This window comes from Fortiea contorta PCC 7126 (assembly GCF_000332295.1).
GTDB classification, from domain to species: Bacteria; Cyanobacteriota; Cyanobacteriia; order Cyanobacteriales; family Nostocaceae; genus Fortiea; species Fortiea contorta.
The window spans coordinates 3,595,652-3,613,242 of sequence record NZ_KB235930.1 but is presented as its reverse complement, the minus strand read 5'-3'; the positions used below and the strand labels follow the sequence as shown (position 1 = coordinate 3,613,242).

Below are 17,591 nucleotides of genomic sequence, written 5' to 3'. Positions count from 1 at the left end.
CCTTATACCTAATATTCCCAAAAGTTATGAATATTCAACGTTGGATTGCTCGTAGAGAACAAAATTGGCAGCGCTTAGATGCGCTATTAAAACAAATAGAAAAAAAAGGGCTAAAATCACTCAAATCTGCAGAAATTCGGGAATTAGCCAGTTTATATCGTTCATTAGCTGCTGATTTAGCACGGGCCCGTACGCAAGAAGTGAGTAACACTTTGATACACAGCTTACAGTCCTTGATCAGCCGTGCTTACACGCAGATTTACCAAGGTTCACGGCGCCAAGAATGGCTAGCCCTAGTGGAATTTTATCGTTGGGGATTACCAGCCGTAGTGCAGCAAACATTTGCCTATATTATGGCTGCTACGGCTTTGTTTTTATTGGGAGCGACGGTTGCTTGGTGGTACGCTTGGCAAGATCCAACTTTTATGTCACTGATAGTACCTGAACATTTGATTACTAAAGTCCGAGATGAGCACAAATTATGGATGGGGTCAATTGTTGGCATTGAACCTCTAGCATCCAGCGGGATTATGATTAATAATCTCTCTGTTTCTTTTGCTGCTGTAGCTGGTGGAATCACAGCCGGAGTATATACAACTTATTTAATGATTTTTAATGGTTTATTGATTGGTGCAGTGGGAACTTTAGTAGGTCAAAATCATCTGGCTTATCCTTTTTGGGCTTTCGTTTTTCCTCATGGTTCTATAGAGTTACCCGCTATATTTTTCGCTGGTGGTGCGGGATTTTTATTAGCAAAAGCTATTTTATTTCCTGGTAAATATCGCCGTATTGACGCTTTAAAATTTTACGGTTCTCAAGCAGTGCAATTAGTATTTGGGATTGTGCCGATGTTAGTGATTGCGGGGATTATTGAAGGCTTTTTCTCTCCTAATCCTAGTGTGCCAAGTCCTTTTAAGTATTTAGTTGGGACGGGTTTGTTTATGCTTTTAGTAATGTATTGCAGTCAGAAGCGGAGTTGAGAGACTAGGGCGTGTTTTCAAACCCTGTAGAGACCCGAAATTTCGCGTCTCTACAACCATTCATATCATTGGAAATTGCTTATTACTATTGACAAAAATAAATTCTTTAGATAGTTGTTCACAGTATCAGCATAAGCACACTGCTAATTCAGTAGCAATACTGAGATGATTACACAAACAAAAAATAAGGCTCTGTATTGCAAAATAATTGTAAATCTCAGCTAAAAGCATAGACAAATGGGTTGAACTGAGAATATCAATATAATTACTTAAGAAATCGCCGATATTGAATACATCATGCTGAAAAACAAATTTGTGACTGCGTTATTAGCTACTTTTGCTGTAGGAACTAGTGCTTTATCTGCAATTGCTCCTGCTAGCGCTTATGAAATCAAAAGCCGAGAACAGGCTCCCGATAGATTTAAAAATATTCTCCAAGACTTGAGAGCTTTTGTTGGTCAAGAAGGTCAATATTTATCTCCAGAAACTATTAACGCGAGAAGGGTAGATTTATCTAAGCTGGAATTTAAATTTGATCATGATGTGAAAGTATTCTTTCTGGGTGAAACAGCTTCCTACCGCAACCGTTTAGATTTTCAAGCGACTAAAGGTTCTACGGTAACGACAGGGAAAATTTTTGGTGACACTTCTTGTAACGTTGGCGATGCGAGTTTTACAAACTTCAGCCAATATTGTTCTGCTCCTGATGGTGCTTTAGAAAATACAGTCGCACCTAACAAGCCTTTGAATGTGGGTGATTGGGTGAGTTTAGGTTCATTCAGTGCGGGGACAAAATTGGACTTTTTGTTGCACGCAGATGACATTAATGGTGGTATCACGGGTACAGATGCTAATGGACAGACTGTAAAAGGGATTTGGAGCCTGAATCAAGCTTTAAATCCAGATGGCGTGCAACATGCGATCTCTTATTACTATAAAGACTATATAATCATCGGTTTTGAGGATTTATGGGGAGGTGGAAACAAAGACTATAACGATACAGTTTTCGCTATCCATTTCGGTGATGATAACGCTCGTCACGTTACCTCTGTTCCCGAACCTACTGCAACTATAGCGCTTTTTGGTATTGCGGGGCTAGGCTTTTTATCAACTCGTCGGCGCCGAATTAATCAAGTTACTAAAGTTGATTCCGAGCTTTAAGTTGCAAATATCGTTCAACTAACTGATCTGTAATTTGATTCGCGGGTGCGTCAAGTACCAGCGAACCTTTTTGTTTTAATTGAGCAAAGGCGATTTGTCGCTGTGCTAATAAATCTAAAGCTACTGCACGGGTGTAAGCTTTGGTAATATCTGCGGTGAAAGTGTGGGCTAGGGTATCAACTTGCGGATCTCGCAGAGTGACGCAAAATGGTAGATAACGGGGTACTAGTCGAGAGAGAGCGGCGAGAAGTTCGGTGGACGCGGTGACATCCACGAGGTCGGTAATCAGGACTACTAGCGCCCGACGGGTTTGTCGTTGTACAATATTTGTAACTGCACCTACATAATCAGATTCTAGTAACACTGGCTGAATGGGAGTTAAGCGGTCAATTAACTGACTCAGGTGATGTTGACCACGTTCTGGGGGAATCCACGTATGCATTTGGCGGTCAAATATACCCACACCGACGCGATCGCCCCGATGCAATCCTGCCAAAGCTAGGGATAAGGTGGCATTTAATCCCCAGTCAAAACGCTGCAAACCCTGAACTTTTTGCGTCATCAACCGTCCGCGATCTAATAAAATTAGTAAAGTTTGCTCTTGTTCTGGTTCCAGAACTCTGACCAGCGGTGATGTATTTCCAGAAGCTCCCACCCGTCGTGCTGTGGCTTTCCAATCAATCAGGCGCAAGTCGTCACCAGCCCGATAGTTGCGTAATTCGGCAAACTCAGTACCGATACCTATTTGGCGAAATTGGCGGATAGAGCCGGATGATTGCAGTGTCAGGCGAATGGAGAGCGATCGCAATCCTACTAAATCAGGATACACCTTGACTGGCAGACTTTGGGATATCTGCCAATCATCCCAAGCTAATCGCCATTTTCCTAGTTGTCGTACCTGAATATTCCCCCAAGGAAATTCTCCCCGCTGCGTCGGTTTGACGGTATATGTTAATTCTTGAGTAGTATTCATGGCAACATTAGCATTTAGTGTCACCACAGAAGCATCAAAACCTGTAGGATAGTAGTCGCGGATTTGAATTGTAGCGGCTACTTTTTCTGATGTAACCTTTAGCACCACAGGATTATCTCGCCAAATAGAAAGTCGCGGTGGTAATTCGCGGGTAATTTGCACCCGATAGCGCCGCGATCGCACACCATCCACCACCATCAACCCCAAGATGGCGATATCAAATAACACAGTGAGGGCGATGGTAAAAGGAATACCGAAAAATATCGCTAATATGGGAGCGATCGCTATTCCCAAAATTAATAATAAATAAACTCTTTGAGCAGGAACCATTTTTTGAAGTATGAGGTATGAAGTATGAAGTATGAAATTATGAACGTTTATTTTGTTTGGTACGAATAATAATGGTTGTAATCACGGCGATAATTTCTTCAGTTTCGTTGATGAGGAATGTTATCCGCTGACTGGGAACAATTTGTGATTTATTTAAAAGGCGGAGCCAATACAAACTTTCTCTAGCTTCTTTTTGAGCGACACTATATTTATGAATAAAATCTGCACGACTTTCTCCAGATTGACCTTCCTCAAGATTAGCTCCAATTGAAGTAGCAGACCTGAGATATTGTTTAGCAATAATGTGACTAGCTTCGTCTTCTCCCTCCTTCAAAAACTGAAATAGTTTAATTGCACGCAAAGCATATTCTAGCGATCCTCTCGAATATTTAACGGTTTTCGCCTTTCTTCACTCATACTCCACCCTTTTTTATCCTATCTCCCTTGAAGGCTGATGCTTACCAACGCGTCTACATAGTCTTTATAGTTCATCCTTCATCCTTCATCCTTCACCCCTCACCCTTCACCCCTCACCCTTCATACTTCATACTTCATACTTCATCCTTCATCTTGGTACTGGAACTTGATTAACTACCGACGCAATTACTGCATCAATTTGTAAACCATCAAGCATTGCTTCTGGCTTCAAAATTAAGCGATGACGCAGCAGAGGTGATGCTACAGTTTTGACGTCATCTGGGGTAACAAAATTTCTCCCAGCCAACCACGCTACAGCTTGCGATGTCTGCAACCAAGCACCAGCAGCGCGGGGTGACGCGCCCAAAGCTAAATCAGGATATTGGCGGGATGTTCTGACCAATGCCAAAAGATAATCAATTATAGGCTCTGATACTTTCACTTCTAGAACTGCTTGTCGTGCTTGCAAAATCTCGGCTACCGTGGCTATTGGTTTGAGTCGATTGATATCCAAGCGTCGCGCCGCGAATCCTGCTTGGCGATTAAGTAACATTTGCTTTTCAGCAACTTGATCGGGGTAATCGACTACGAGTTTGAATAAAAATCTATCTAACTGAGCTTCTGGGAGAGGATATGTACCCTCAAATTCTAGGGGATTTTGAGTAGCGATCGCCCAAAATAACTCTGGCAAAGGTAAACTTTCACCATCCAGTGTTACCTGTTTTTCTTCCATCGCTTCCAACAACGCCGCTTGTGTTTTGGGAGGAGTGCGGTTAATTTCATCAGCCAGTAATACTTCAGTAAATACAGGCCCTTTTCTCAAGGTGAAATTACGACTATTTAAATCAAAAATATTCGTACCAGTGATATCTGATGGTAAAACATCTGGTGTTAATTGAATCCGACGGAATTCTGCTTGAATTAATTGCGCTAAAACTTTGACTAAAAGTGTTTTACCAGTCCCCGGTACTCCTTCTAAAATTATATGTCCACCCGCTAGCAGCGCTACTAACATCTGCTCTATCAGTTTTGATTGTCCAACAATTACTTGGTTAAGTCCTTGACTAAGGCGAATGAAAATAGGATGGATTTCGTTCATATTATTTATTAAAATAGGATAATTTATTATCGATGATTCTTGTCTTATTTTCCCTGTTTCAAGTTAGAAATTTTGAATTCCGCGCAAGGTACGCCATTTACCCAACCAGCTTAACAGGTTCTGTTCGCTGATAGTTTTGTTTTGGTTTTGGACTTTTAATACTGCTGCTAAATCTGCTGTATTTGTGCCTATTTTTTCTCGACAAAAATTAATTAAAGCTTGGGGTTCTAGAAGTATTTGTCCTAATCCCAAAGCTTTTTGTAGCTGTAATTGTTCTTCTTTTCCCACCATTTCGACAACAAAATCTGTGGCTTCGGCTTTTTGCAATACGCCTGCTAAAGCTTGAATATACGCTTCACTATTATCTAAGGTTGGTGTATCTAAAGGTACTGGTTTACCGAAGCGGCGATTCTGCGCCCAAATTAGTACTAATAACAATACGCCTACTTGTAAACAAGCTGTCAATAAAGGACTTTGTAAAAAATAATTCCATAAACTGCCTTTACCTTCTGCGATTTGGACTTCAGTATCTTTATAGCCATGAATATATTCATCCACAAAAACTTTGTTAGTTTTTTGTCTAACTAAATTAGCTAAATACTGGAAATTACTTAAATAATCTTGATAGGCATTAGCAGCTAAATGGGGAGTAGTAGAAAAAATCACCCTACCTTTGTTATGTGCTTCCTCCCAGACAATAGCACCGAAGCGATCGCCTAAAGAAACTTGTGCCGGCTGAATTTTCTCTCGCCGTCGTCGTGTAGCAATCTGAATCTCACCAAAGAGCGATTTAGGCGCAGTGGTAAACTCTGCAGATGTAACCGCTTCACGCACACCTAAAATTACCAAAGTGTTACCTTGTTTTATCCATTTTTCTTCATCTAAATCTAATCTTGATGGCATCAAGTCGCTGTATATTCTTAACAGCGTCACTGGGTTTGTTTCCGCCTTGAGATCATTACTAGGCTTTTGCCAGCGCTGTATTGAGGTTCCCTGTTGTTGCATAAAAGCATACCAAGCACCATAGCCATCAGCAGCCCGACTATAAGTGGAACCACTGTTAATTTTACTACTATTAGGAGCAGTAATTAAACTTAATAAAATTATCACTCCTAGTGCGATCGCTCCCAGCCAAGTCAAGCGCTTTGATTTGTTAATCATTTGTAATTCTTCTTATTAATCCATAGCTTGTCGCTGATTAATAATCTCCTGATAGGCTTGCTGACACTGCTGATAATTTTCTGGCAATATCTCCCCATCGTCAAAACATAATTGTTCATGAGTAGTAATTAAAGTTTCATAAGGCTGGATGGGAGTGACAGATAACCGTAGTAATTGCAGATATTCGCTATCTGTGCGGCTCGGTTTGTGAGTCAGGACTTTGGTGTCATGCAAGCGCTGTAAAATTGCTAAGTATAGACAACGACAAGCCTCACGATAATTACCCTGACGATAGTATGCTTGCGATCGCGTCAGCCAAAGAGTGACTGATGAGTCCTCTACAGAGGATTTGTTTCCAGCAGCTAAATGATCCAGATTCTCAGTCAACCAAGCGTATACATAATGTCCAAACTCCAGCCACAGTCGCCAAACTACCCAAGCCAAGAACAAACCCAGCGCCAGCCAAGACAATATGTACAATACCTGACTCAACCAAGGACTAATCGACCATTCAGGCGGCAGTTGCGGTAAAGCCGATTGCAATTGAGAAAATTGATACTCTATCCATTCTCCCACTTGTTGCTGAAACAGAGAATACTGCCAACTCCAGCTGGTTTTTTCAAAAGCTTCTGTGGTCATACTGAGAATAAAGACGGGGTATGGGGAAACAAGTATAACAGATGACAATTGACTATTTTTCCAGTCTGCTATTTTGTAACATGATCCAACCGTATACCACAAGAAACGCACCAAAGAGGAGAAAACCCACATCCCAGGCTAATTGATTGGGGCCTGGTTTCACGTGATGGATACCGAGGATTTGGTGATCAATCAGTCCTTCAACTACATTGAACAATCCAGCACCCACCAGCAAAGACCCGAAAAAAGTTTGTGATGACCAAGTGATATCATCCCGTCCGCCTGCTGACCATAATAAAGCTACGCCGATTACAGTCAGCAGCAAATCAAAAGCGTGAAACAATCCATCCCAGCGCATGTTTAAATCGATGTTGGAAATGGTTGTGAGCGATCGCACATCACTCAACATATGATGCCATTGTAAAATTTGATGTAGTAAGATACCGTCAACAAATCCTGCCAAACCCGCACCTAGGAAAATTCCTGCAGCTATCAGTGGTGGGCGATGGTAGATTTTTTCCTTGTTACCCTCCATGGTTAACCTCATAGATTCAGTTTTGCCACCACAATAGAACTGCTGACAAACAATATCTTCTGTCTCTAGACAACTGTCGATGATTTTAGCGATTTTGAATTGAGGGGATCATTCGCTGGGTAGATGTTGCGGCTTTAATAAACAAAATCTATGGTTTTGAAAACTAATTATATTTGTCTTTATCATTTTTACACCGTAGATTAGAAGCCATGAAATAAAACGCCGAACAAGAGGAAGTAATCACTAAAACCTGATACAGTTTGTAATTACAAATTAATTATTCTCACTCTACTTTTCCAGACAAACTTGAAATTTTTTAGTTTGTTTCTTCCTCTACCAAGCAATCAGGTTGATTGGGCAGAAATAAAGTAAATCTGCTCCCTTCACCTAAAGTAGATTCCACCGTGACATCGCCGCCGTGTAACCGCGCTAACTTCCGCGTCAAAGCTAAACCTAAACCAGTACCTTCATATTGACGGTTAAGGCGGCTGTCCAATTGTTTAAACGGTTGAAACAAAAATTGTAATTGATTAACATCAATACCAATACCACTGTCAGCTACTGTAAAAGTGATACCTTGAGAAATTTTTTGCACAGATAAAGATACATAACCCGCCGGAGTAAATTTAATCGCATTCGTCAGCAAATTGAGCAACATCTGCTTGACTCGCCGCTCATCAGCAATGCAAATATCAGCTTTTGGATCAATTTTTGTGATTAGTTGCAATCCTTTTTCTAGGGCTTGATCGTAAACAGTCGAGATGACCATATTACCTGGAGGGGAGACGAAACAGCCTAAAAAGCTTGGTGTATAAGATGGGTAGCGTTTTGTGATAGAAAAAGGTAGGTCTAGTTTTGTCAATAAGACCTACTTAATGATAATGTTAGCTATATTGTACCAAAAGCACTTAAAAAGTCAATTGAGTTTAGCAGAATATCTGTTGCTAAAAATTTTGATACATCTGTTGCAGTCAATCAAAGAAGTAACTTTAGAAAAATTAGCGAATGCGCTACCTTTGGGAATTAAATTTGAAAGCAGAAGAAAAAGAATACAAAGATTTTTATCATTACCAAATCTCACAATTGAAAAAGTTTGGTTGCCAATTATTCAAGAACTAATAGCAAACTACTTCCAGAATGAAAAAATTATTTATATAGCAATTGATAGGACTAATTGGAGTCGGATAAACTTATTAATGGTCAGCGTGATTTGGGATAAAAGAGCCATACCAATATATTTTAGTTTGCTGCCCAAATTAGGTAGTAGTAATCTCACGGAACAGCAGAAAATATTATCGCCAGTTATAGCAATATTGAAAGATTATAAAATCTGTGTGTTGGGGGATAGAGAATTTTGCTCGGTAAAACTAGCAAAGTACCTTCAGAGCAAGGATGTATATTTTTGTTTGCGATTGAAAAAGAATGAATTTGTAGAAATTAAACAAGATATGTTTATGGAGTTAAGCAGTTTAGGATTAACTCCTGGAGTATCTTTTTTTATCAAGGGAGTTAAGGTAACAAAGACTCAGGGTTTTATCAGTTTTAATGTGGCTGGTAAGTGGCAACGTAAAATTAACGGAGTAGCACCCAAAGAAGCATGGTTTATTTTAACAAATTTTGACACCCTAGAGTCAGCAATTGCTGCTTACAAAAAGCGATTTGATATTGAAGAAATGTTTAGAGATTTCAAAACAGGTGGCTATAACTTAGAAAACACTAATGTTCAAGGTGAACGTTTTATTTCTCTAGTTTTGTTGATAGCGATCGCTTACACCTCTGCAACAATTAATGGTCAACTTATTAAACGCAAAGGAATCCAAAAATATATAGCTCGGATTAAAGAAAGGAGTCGTTCTCAACGGAGACACAGTAGTTTTTATATCGGCTTATATGGTCAAACATGGGTACATTTCAAGGATAGCTGTATTGATTTAGTCACACAATTAATGAGAATTAATCGTAATAAGTGGAAGCATTATCAACAAGGTTTAAGAGCCATGAAGCTTATTGAATCTATATTGTAGCTTATTTCGTCTCCCCTTCAGCCATATTACATACTTCTGGTATCAATAAAGGCAACAATAATAGTTCTTCTTTACCTGCTTCTACCTTAGATAAATCCAAAATATCATTAATTAAAGCCAGCAGATGTTCGCCGCTCGTATATACACAACTAATATACTCCTGTTGCTTTTCATTGAGAGGCCCAACCATCTCTTGCTGTAGTAATTGCGACAATCCCATAATCGCATTTAGCGGTGTCCGCAGTTCGTGGCTCATGGTTGCTAAAAATTCGCTTTTTGCGCGACTACCAGCTTCGGCCGCAGCTTGAGACGCCCGCAACTTGAGTTCTGTTTGCTTGCGTTCGGTAATGTCTTCAATCATTGTCAGCAGAAACTCAGGTTGTCCGTTGCTATCTGGTATAGTAGAAACTGATATTTGCGTCCAAACTAACTCAGTGTCTTTACGCAAAAATAAGCCTTCCATCTCCACACGCTGTCTTGGAGAAACCTGCTCTCCATCTACGTCAGTTTCTGAAGACAGTTGTCCATAAAGTTCTAAAGCTCCCTGTTGTGGAGAAATATAATCTGTCAAGCGCTTACCACACAGTTCTTCTCGGCTGTATCCCAACATTTGAGACATCGCTAAGTTAACATCAACTATCCTTGCTTTCATATCCGTCAGCCCGATCCCAATGGGGGAACGCTCAAAAATTGCTCGGAATTGAGCCTCACTTTGCCGCAGAGCTTCTTGTGCAGCATTGCGATCGCTCGCTTCCATCGCTACTGTGATAAAGTCTGCTATTGAGCCGGCAAAATTTTCTTCTTCTAATGTCCAGCGGCGAACATCGCCTAAATGTTCGTAAGATACCACCCCCACCAACCTCCCTCCTAGCCAAATTGGTGCACACAACAGCGATGTAATACCCAAGACGCAGAGATAAGATTGGGATAATTCTTGGGTTCTGGTATCGTTGATCGCATCATCAGCAGCAATGCTGCGCTCTGCTTCCAAAGCTTGGAAATAATTAGGATAATTTGCCTTCAACAGCGACACTCCACAACTGTGCTCATCTGTTCTCAGGTCGTACAAATCCATACACTCAATCGCTGAGTGTTCTTCACTAAATAACCAAACGCCAACTCTTTGTACCGAGAGTGTCCGAGCCGCAGCCTCTGTAATTTCCTTGAGTGCTGCATTCAGATTCCCTTCTTGAAATGTTTTGCTTTTCGCTATTTGCACTAGCGTTTGGCTTTGTTTTCTGCGAGAACTTTCTCTAATTGGCAGTGCCTCCTGGCCTTGCTTGCGTTCTATAGTATCTTGAACCGCCGCCACCTGCATCTGTTCCCTCGCCTCAAGAATTACTTTGCGTCTCTACGGTAAAAATAGAGCTATATTTCCTAACTACAGCTTTTTCGTCAGCATTTTCTGAACTCGACAGAATTATTTACTCATTCTACCGATGCGGAAAATTGTCTTGATTCTCCTCAAGAAGGATATTTTAATCGGCAAATTTTGCAAAAATTGGAATGTGAGCAGCTGTTTTGGAGGTGGAGCGATGAAAAATGGTGATGTAAGAATTGTGTCTTTGATTCCCAGTGGAACGGAAATTTTGGCGACATTAGGGTTAACTAATATGATTGTCGGGCGATCGCATGAATGTGACTACCCCCCAGAAATCGAACATCTCCCTGTTTGTACCGCAGCTCGCCTACAAGTTAATGCCGAGAGCGGCAAAATTCACGATCAGGTCAATGATATTTTGCAATCTGCTCTGAGTATTTATCAAATTAAAACTGATATCCTGGAGCAATTGCAACCTACTCACATTCTGACTCAAGATCAGTGTGATGTATGTGCAGTCAGCTTGCCAGAGGTAGAAAAGGCCGTTGCTAGTCTGGTTGCTAGCTCACCTGAGATTATTTCTTTACAACCGAATCTGCTAGAAGATGTTTGGCACGATATCGAGCATGTGGCTCAAGTTTTTGGGGTAGACTCTGTACAAGTGTTGGAAAACTTAGAAGCTCGTGTGAAGATATGCCAGCAAAAAGTCCAAGGGTTGTCTTTAAATGAGCTTCCCACCGTCGCTTGTATCGAATGGACTGAACCTTTAATGGTTGCTGCTAATTGGATTCCGGAACTAGTTAATTTGGCTGGTGGACAATCTTTATTTTGCTCTGCAGGTCAATCTTCACCTCATCTGGAGTGGGAAACACTCATAGCCAGCAATCCTGATGTCATTATTTTTATGCCCTGCGGCTTTGATTTGCAACGCACTCGTCAAGAAGCACAGGCGGTAACTCAGCGTCCTGAATGGCAACAACTCCACGCTACCCAAACTGGTAGAGTTTATATTACTGATGGCAATGCTTACTTTAATCGTCCTGGCCCGAGGCTAGCAGACTCGCTAGAAATTTTGGCAGAAATTCTGCATTCTGAGATTTTTGAATACGGTTACAAAGATACCGCTTGGGCAGTTTTGTAATCGTGGAGTTGATGAATTTGACGCTAGGGCGTGTTGTTTTTCCCTAGCCCCTAGCCTCTAGCCCCTTTTTTCAAGGCGGGTCTAATCTTTACTACTTTTTTTCTGTTCATCTAATGCCTTCTGAATTGCTTCTCTACAGAATTCAGGAGGATTTTCTTGTTGCTGTACTTCTTGTTTCATTTCTTTGGTGACACGAAAGCTCAATTTTTCTTCTAATGGCTTCTCTCTGTCTGTAGTGAATGGTTTTAAGCTTTCTGGATGACCTTTAGGATTTGGCATTGTGTATAAATGTAACAATAAATATTCAAACACGCGTAGACAACTGTTAAATATTTAATTGGTAGGTGAAACTTTCCACAGACGCACCTACCAATGTCCACTTTTTGAGAATGAACAATCCTATTTTATGTTCACAAGGTCAGAACTTGAAATCAAGACCGTTGAGGAACTGCGTAACTTATGCCGTAGGTATGGCGTTAAGCCGACTGGAAACCCTGGTTACAAAGTCTCATACATCACATCTTTGATTGCATTCCCAGTGTTAGCACTTAAACAAATGCAGGAAAGTAGGGGGTTGAAAGCTCCTAGTTTTGGCTCTTTTCAAGAGATGGGAATAACGCTAGATGAGATGGGAACACCTACGGTTGAGCAAGTAGCGCTCATCAGGATATCTCTTGAGGGTAGAAGAATGAGCTACCCGCAAAGGTATGAACAAGAAAGATTGTTGAGTTTATATAAAGCAAAAGCGCTACTTGAGGAAATTATTGGGCTTTTGATCCAGTAATCTTAGTTACCCGTGATCGTCAAAGTTCCCTAGAATTAAGGTTAGGGGACTTTCTTGTGTTGACTACACAATTTTTGAGGAGTACGAATAGGCGAAACAACGGAGAAGGGGAGATTCGAACTCCCGGAGGTTTTAGCCTCATCCGATTTCAAGTCGGACGCAATCGACCACTCTGCCACCTCTCCAATAAACTGTCAAGCTACTGCCAAATTTTGCAATGCAGCTGACAGATAATACTATATCTTATCATCTAGGCAGATTGCACTACTGGTGGCGATCGCTTATAAAAAATTTCCTCTGAGGCTATGTGAAAATCATTGCCCACCCAAATGAGAGAGACTTCGGACACCACACCGTCTTCTAGGCAAACAATGGAGAAATTCCGTAACTTTTCGCCGTTATGATCTACGATTCTCGGCACCCTGGCGGCATTTAAATAAATTACTCCTTCTGGACTTCTAAACACTGACTTTCGCAGTACTTTTTTGGTGTGTCGCAGAGTGTGATGCATGTGACCAAATGCGACTAGGGGAATGGTTTTACCGATAGTGAGTGCTTGGGAAATCGCCGCGCCAAAATCGGGATCGCCAAAATCACCGCCGATGGGGTGCCAATCTTTGCCGCATGGGTCTTCTGGGCGATCGCCTAACCCACTCGGCCCATTATGCCCTAAAAAAATAATTGTTTCATAGGCAGCGCTTTTAACTGCGGCGACGATGCGATCAGTAGACTCTTCCAAACTCGTCACACCATAGCGTTCACGACTGATGTCAGCAAATTTCCACTCTGGCCCACCCCAAGTGAAAGGACGACTTCCCACCACGGTTAATCTCCACTGGGGAAAATCTAGCTTCCTATAGCCGACTTGGGACGAACCTAATAAATCGAGTTGTAACTGCACCCAATCTTCTTGAGAGCGATCGTAAGGACATTTCTTGCGTCCCCATTCCGTAGCAGAGTACCATGCATCGTGGTTGCCCATGACAGCAGCCTTGGGCAGATCAAGGGAAGCGATCGCCCTGACCACCTCCACCGACTCGTTGCCAAAATCCCCCACAAACAGCACTAAGTCCACACCGAGATGCTTGAGTGCAATACCATCCTCCGCTTCCCATTGATCGTGAACGTCCCCGACTACAGCTATTTTGAGATTAATGATTGATTGAGTTTTCTGACTGGTCATGCCACTGTCCTTGCCGTCTATCTCCAGGATATGCAACTCAGACGGTTTTGGACAAGACAACCAAAGTCAGTGTGAGCATTGTTAGCTGCGTTGGTTAGCGTTGGAAAGTAGCCAGCTAGGAGCCAAAGACAAGACTAACACAAACAAGAGCGTAGGCACTGAAACCTTAAGCAAACCTTAAGCCCACAAATCGAGAGAACCTACAACCTAGGCATCCAATGAGGAAGTTCTATTGTACGGTTCACTTGTGGGGATTGTAGGTGACTAGAGTGTGGGGCTTAGTCATCATTAGATATATCGGCAATTAGCTGTAACTTTTGCCCACAATAGTTACAATAGAAGCAATCTGAAGCACTTGGATTAGCTGTAAGTTTCTGTTGTAATTGGAGTATGCTGAAGTGCCACAACGTAACACTAGAGATAACAAGAGGAGAGATAAAGCCAAGACGCAGGCATTTGGACTGAAGGAGCCACACTCAGCACTCTTGTCCTTCTTCAGAGAGCATGACCTGTATATAAAGTTGTCTGGGCATGAAGACTTTAGTCACAGAAACTTTGGCAGTATTTGTCTCTCCAAACTAGCTGAAGCACTAGAAATACCTATGACACGATTACTGCACTCTATGAGGAGACAAAACAAACTAAGGCGTTCTGAGCCAATCACCATAGATAACCTGACCTATTGGAACGCTAGGGTAGTCTGCGCTGCTTTAGGAGACTTGGTTCACAGAAGACCTTATTTACCCAAACTCAGGGCACTGTGGAAGGAAATAGACGAGAAGGTAGACACGCGGTTAACTAAAGTGGGATAATGCTGACATCTCTCGCTGAACCTTCTGAGGCTAAAGTTTACAGTACGTTTACTCAGAAAGTATCCTCCAGCCCTCCAGCCATCCCTAACTCCCCCTATAGCTTTCTAGTCACTTCAGCCAATACAGACAAAACAAAGACTGCCTCAGATTACTAAAGCAGCCCACTATCCTTATTCTCATTTGTCTTATCCAGTTAGCTTAAGTCAGCCAGCTACAGCACTCAGTCTTTTGCTCAGGGCTTGCTTTGTCCAAGCCGTGCCTCTGCTGGTGAGATAGCCTTCAGCATTTAGAGTATCTGCTATGCTCTCTAAAGTTAGCTTCTGTCTGCGGAGTTCTACAGCACGTGTCATGGCGTCTTTAGTTAGCTCTCTGGCTCTCTCATGAATCAGTGCCCTAGACTTCTCACCAATCACTACACCCTGCTTCTTCAGTTGGGCTAATGCTTCCTTAGTGCGCTTACTGATTAGCTTACGTTCTTCTTCAGCCACTACTGCTCTCAGGTACACTTCCATTGGGCTAGCCTGGGGACTATCGGCGCTTATGAGAGTAGGTGTGCTAGTAGCGCCGTAGAAATAGCCGTTAACGTAGCCTGAGACATGAAACACTTCACGGCTGAATCTGTCTTGTTTGGCAACCATAAGTGACGCACCTGTGGCTTGGGCTTTGGTGATAGCTTCTGTGAATACTGGGCGCTCACGAGGGTCTACCTTGCCAGAGACAATCTCAGTGTAGATGCCAACTATTGTCTTTCCTAACTGGGTGGCAACCTTAGTGCAAGTCTCTAATTGTGCATCTAAGCCTAACCCTGACTTGCCCTGGTCTTCTGTGGAGACTCGGAGGTAGATAACAACTGCATTGGGAATTAGCTGAGTTTTCTTAGGCTTGGTGGCTTTAGCGTACATGATGGTTCTCTCCTGCTTTCTTGTGAGGTAATCGGAACCTGAGGCTGACCATAGCCTTGTTCCTCACTCATCTTAAGTGACTAGTTAGCATTTGTCAACTCTGACCGTCCCTTCAGAAGCTACAGTGAAGTTAGTCCGACTTCAGCTTACCTGCTTTCTCCATTGCCTTTAGATGCTTCCACTCAGCTATTATGCGCTCTAAAGCCTCAGCCTGACTTATGTTTTCTTCTGCTGCTAGCACTCTGATTACCTTCTGCACGGCTTCACTAACGTTTCTGATTACTAATCTTTGGTCGCTCATAAGTGCTCCTTCTCCTCTTTTGTTTCACAAGTTGCACAAGTTCACCACAGCATGTAAGATAGCAGCAGGCGAACCGATACACCAAGTTTACCTGTGGTTAACCAAGCTAACAAGGATAACAAACCATGTACACATCAGACGACAACCTGATAGACGACCCAAGACTAACAATAGATGACCGTGAGGTGCGCTATGAGGTTAGGACTTCAGAAGACCAAAGCGAAGTCTACACCATGCCCACTGATGCTTATGCCACTAGCTACGAGAGCCAAAGTCTACAAGACCGCGCCAAGAAATAAGGAGAACTAAAGATGGCAACACGTAAGAGAACAGCTACTAAAGCCAAGACACTAGTGATAGATGCTGGTAATGGCAATGTAAAAGTTAACTTAGCTGGCGAAAGCGAACTCATCCCAAGTCTACTGAGCAACAACAATGGAGCTTACATCAGAGGAGGCTTTAGCTTAGGTGATGAGAGTTGGATACTGGGCTGGGACAACTACAACAGACCTGATAAGAAAGCCGTAGCTGACAGTAGCACAGGCAAACTAGACTATTTGCACCTGATGCTAGCTGGCAGCCTTAGCGCCATGAGTCACCTCCTCACTCCTGGAGACAAGCTAGACCTACATCTGCTAACCCTGAATTCAGACAAGAGAAACACGCTAGAGCAAGCAGTAGAGAAAGCAACAGCAGACCTAAGCATAGATGGTGAACCAATGAAGCTACAGGCACATCTGGCTAGGGTTTACCCAGAAGGTGTAGGGGCTAGTCTCTATGCAGCTTCAGTGTTTCCCTGTGTGCCTCGTGTGTCTGTCTTGGACTTTGGGAACGGTACGCTTAACCTAGCCCAGTACTTCATAGGCAACCCTAGCAAGCCAAGAAGAGAGAACTTTAGCTTTGTCCCTTGCGGTGTACAAAAGCTTGTGGCACTGACTAGCGACCTCCTAACACAAGAGACAACCAACGGTAGCGTAGATGAGAACCTTGTAAGGCAAGCTCTAGACACTAACAGCTATAGGTATCTAGACAGTTATCAGGGTAGGGACATCTGGACTACCTGTGCTAAAGCCACTGAAGCTTGGTTAGAGCTTTCTAAAGTGAAGCTCTTGTTAACCCAGGCTGTGCGTTCTCTAGCTTCTGGCATCCCTGTTGTCTGTGTTGGTGGTGGCTTTAGCTTACATATAGTGCAGCAGATGGTGACAGAGGCTTTGGCAAGTCAAGGTAGTAGAGAGCTAATTCACATCCCAAGCAACCCTCTGACTGTCGGTGTGGATGGGTTATATGAGGTGCTTCAGCCGTGAGCAAACTAACCCAAATCCAACTAGACACCATAGACAGCGCCACTTTAGCCATATTAGACCTAGCAGCACTCTACCGAAGGACTAAAGACAAAGACACTAAATGGGCGCTTAAGCTAGAGCTAATAAAGCTAACTACTCTACTAAGGCAAACACTAAATAACTTGGAGGACTAAATGCAAGAACCAAAACTAACTCACAACCAACTCACGCAAACACAAGCTGGTAATACCATACAGATAACTTTAGACAGCAAGCAAGACACCCTACCTCAGCCCTCTAAAGCAAGCACAACCTTGGGAGATGTTGTCTTTCGCTCTCTGTTGTCTGCATTCACCTCAGCCCTTCTCACTCAGACCATCAGCCTACTTCCCTTACCAAAGCTGACTGATACTCAGCTAGCCTCAGTTGCAGTGGGCTTGGCTGTCTTTGGAGTGGGACTAGAAAGTTCACTAAAGCGCCAAATGCAACCCAAGTCTGTTGTCTATGGAAGCGCTGTAGTGGCTGGTGTGCTATTGGGACTTTAG

18 protein-coding genes, 1 tRNA gene and 3 pseudogenes are annotated in these 17,591 nt (G+C 42.5%); 9 read left to right on the top strand and 13 right to left on the bottom strand.

The window, feature by feature from the left end:
• Window positions 1-26 precede the first annotated feature (26 nt).
• Together MIC7126_RS0116640 and MIC7126_RS0116635 are read left to right on the top strand one after the other, a co-directional pair.
• Window positions 27-980 (top strand): stage II sporulation protein M, encoded by a 954-nt coding sequence (locus tag MIC7126_RS0116640; protein WP_017654296.1) that lies wholly within the window; start codon window positions 27-29, stop codon window positions 978-980.
• Window positions 981-1,295: 315 nt separating this feature from the next.
• On the top strand, window positions 1,296-2,141 hold the full coding sequence (locus tag MIC7126_RS0116635) for a DUF4114 domain-containing protein (protein WP_238553646.1): 846 nt from the start codon (window positions 1,296-1,298) through the stop codon (window positions 2,139-2,141).
• On the opposite strand, the gene MIC7126_RS0116630 is transcribed toward MIC7126_RS0116635, so the two are convergent.
• The 7 genes and pseudogenes from MIC7126_RS0116630 to MIC7126_RS0116600 all read right to left on the bottom strand — a co-directional run.
• Window positions 2,119-3,444, bottom strand: coding sequence for a DUF58 domain-containing protein (locus MIC7126_RS0116630; RefSeq protein WP_017654294.1), 1,326 nt, complete (start codon window positions 3,442-3,444; stop codon window positions 2,119-2,121). The two genes, MIC7126_RS0116635 and MIC7126_RS0116630, sit on opposite strands and share 23 nt — an antisense overlap.
• 37 nt (window positions 3,445-3,481) lie before the next feature.
• Window positions 3,482-3,808: pseudogene (locus tag MIC7126_RS0116625) on the bottom strand (four helix bundle protein); the annotation flags it as partial.
• A gap of 201 nt (window positions 3,809-4,009) precedes the next feature.
• Complete coding sequence (locus MIC7126_RS0116620; RefSeq protein ID WP_017654292.1) at window positions 4,010-4,960, bottom strand: AAA family ATPase; 951 nt, start codon at window positions 4,958-4,960, stop codon at window positions 4,010-4,012.
• 63 nt (window positions 4,961-5,023) lie between these two features.
• Complete coding sequence (locus MIC7126_RS0116615) at window positions 5,024-6,118, bottom strand: DUF4350 domain-containing protein (RefSeq protein ID WP_026100319.1); 1,095 nt, start codon at window positions 6,116-6,118, stop codon at window positions 5,024-5,026.
• An 18-nt stretch (window positions 6,119-6,136) separates the two neighbouring features.
• A complete protein-coding gene (locus tag MIC7126_RS0116610) occupies window positions 6,137-6,760 on the bottom strand; it encodes a DUF4129 domain-containing protein (protein ID WP_017654290.1) in 624 nt (207 codons plus the stop codon).
• 52 nt (window positions 6,761-6,812) lie between these two features.
• Complete coding sequence (locus MIC7126_RS0116605; protein ID WP_017654289.1) at window positions 6,813-7,295, bottom strand: DUF2243 domain-containing protein; 483 nt, start codon at window positions 7,293-7,295, stop codon at window positions 6,813-6,815.
• Between the two features lie 316 nt (window positions 7,296-7,611).
• Window positions 7,612-8,061: pseudogene (locus tag MIC7126_RS0116600) on the bottom strand (ATP-binding protein); the annotation flags it as partial.
• Between the two features lie 115 nt (window positions 8,062-8,176).
• Between MIC7126_RS0116600 and MIC7126_RS0116595 the strand changes: the two are divergent.
• Window positions 8,177-9,319: an IS4 family transposase gene (locus MIC7126_RS0116595; RefSeq protein WP_017652111.1), complete on the top strand. Its 1,143-nt coding sequence runs from the start codon at window positions 8,177-8,179 to the stop codon at window positions 9,317-9,319.
• 25 nt (window positions 9,320-9,344) lie between these two features.
• On the opposite strand, the pseudogene MIC7126_RS27765 reads toward MIC7126_RS0116595, so the two are convergent.
• A pseudogene (locus MIC7126_RS27765) lies at window positions 9,345-10,637 on the bottom strand (PAS domain S-box protein); the annotation flags it as partial.
• A gap of 217 nt (window positions 10,638-10,854) precedes the next feature.
• Between MIC7126_RS27765 and MIC7126_RS0116585 the strand changes: the two are divergent.
• Complete coding sequence (locus MIC7126_RS0116585) at window positions 10,855-11,781, top strand: cobalamin-binding protein (protein ID WP_026100318.1); 927 nt, start codon at window positions 10,855-10,857, stop codon at window positions 11,779-11,781.
• Between the two features lie 81 nt (window positions 11,782-11,862).
• Here the strand turns inward: MIC7126_RS0116585 and MIC7126_RS0116580 are convergent, their stop codons facing one another.
• Entirely contained in the window at window positions 11,863-12,060 is a 198-nt protein-coding gene (locus tag MIC7126_RS0116580; RefSeq protein ID WP_026100317.1) for a hypothetical protein, read from the bottom strand.
• Between the two features lie 127 nt (window positions 12,061-12,187).
• Between MIC7126_RS0116580 and MIC7126_RS0116575 the strand changes: the two genes are divergently transcribed.
• The gene (locus tag MIC7126_RS0116575; RefSeq protein WP_017654284.1) at window positions 12,188-12,565 is read left to right on the top strand and encodes a hypothetical protein; all 378 of its coding nucleotides are present in this window, start codon (window positions 12,188-12,190) and stop codon (window positions 12,563-12,565) included.
• 100 nt (window positions 12,566-12,665) lie between these two features.
• Here MIC7126_RS0116575 and MIC7126_RS0116570 read toward each other — a convergent pair.
• Window positions 12,666-12,750, bottom strand: a tRNA-Ser gene (locus MIC7126_RS0116570).
• 65 nt (window positions 12,751-12,815) lie between these two features.
• On the bottom strand, window positions 12,816-13,748 hold the full coding sequence (locus MIC7126_RS0116565) for a TIGR04168 family protein (RefSeq protein WP_017654283.1): 933 nt from the start codon (window positions 13,746-13,748) through the stop codon (window positions 12,816-12,818).
• A 602-nt stretch (window positions 13,749-14,350) separates the two neighbouring features.
• On the opposite strand from MIC7126_RS0116565, the gene MIC7126_RS30540 reads away from it, so the two are divergent.
• The gene (locus tag MIC7126_RS30540; protein ID WP_154655908.1) at window positions 14,351-14,560 is read left to right on the top strand and encodes a hypothetical protein; all 210 of its coding nucleotides are present in this window, start codon (window positions 14,351-14,353) and stop codon (window positions 14,558-14,560) included.
• 203 nt (window positions 14,561-14,763) lie between these two features.
• Here the strand turns inward: MIC7126_RS30540 and MIC7126_RS0116555 are convergent, their stop codons facing one another.
• Complete coding sequence (locus MIC7126_RS0116555) at window positions 14,764-15,462, bottom strand: recombinase family protein (RefSeq protein WP_017654281.1); 699 nt, start codon at window positions 15,460-15,462, stop codon at window positions 14,764-14,766.
• Between the two features lie 130 nt (window positions 15,463-15,592).
• Entirely contained in the window at window positions 15,593-15,763 is a 171-nt protein-coding gene (locus tag MIC7126_RS30535) for a hypothetical protein (protein WP_017654280.1), read from the bottom strand.
• Window positions 15,764-15,888: 125 nt separating this feature from the next.
• Between MIC7126_RS30535 and MIC7126_RS30530 the strand changes: the two genes are divergently transcribed.
• From MIC7126_RS30530 to MIC7126_RS0116535, 3 genes are all read left to right on the top strand, one after another.
• Complete coding sequence (locus MIC7126_RS30530; protein WP_154655907.1) at window positions 15,889-16,062, top strand: hypothetical protein; 174 nt, start codon at window positions 15,889-15,891, stop codon at window positions 16,060-16,062.
• A 12-nt stretch (window positions 16,063-16,074) separates the two neighbouring features.
• Window positions 16,075-17,067 (top strand): ParM/StbA family protein, encoded by a 993-nt coding sequence (locus tag MIC7126_RS0116545; protein ID WP_017654279.1) that lies wholly within the window; start codon window positions 16,075-16,077, stop codon window positions 17,065-17,067.
• A 173-nt stretch (window positions 17,068-17,240) separates the two neighbouring features.
• A complete protein-coding gene (locus MIC7126_RS0116535) occupies window positions 17,241-17,591 on the top strand; it encodes a hypothetical protein (RefSeq protein ID WP_017654277.1) in 351 nt (116 codons plus the stop codon).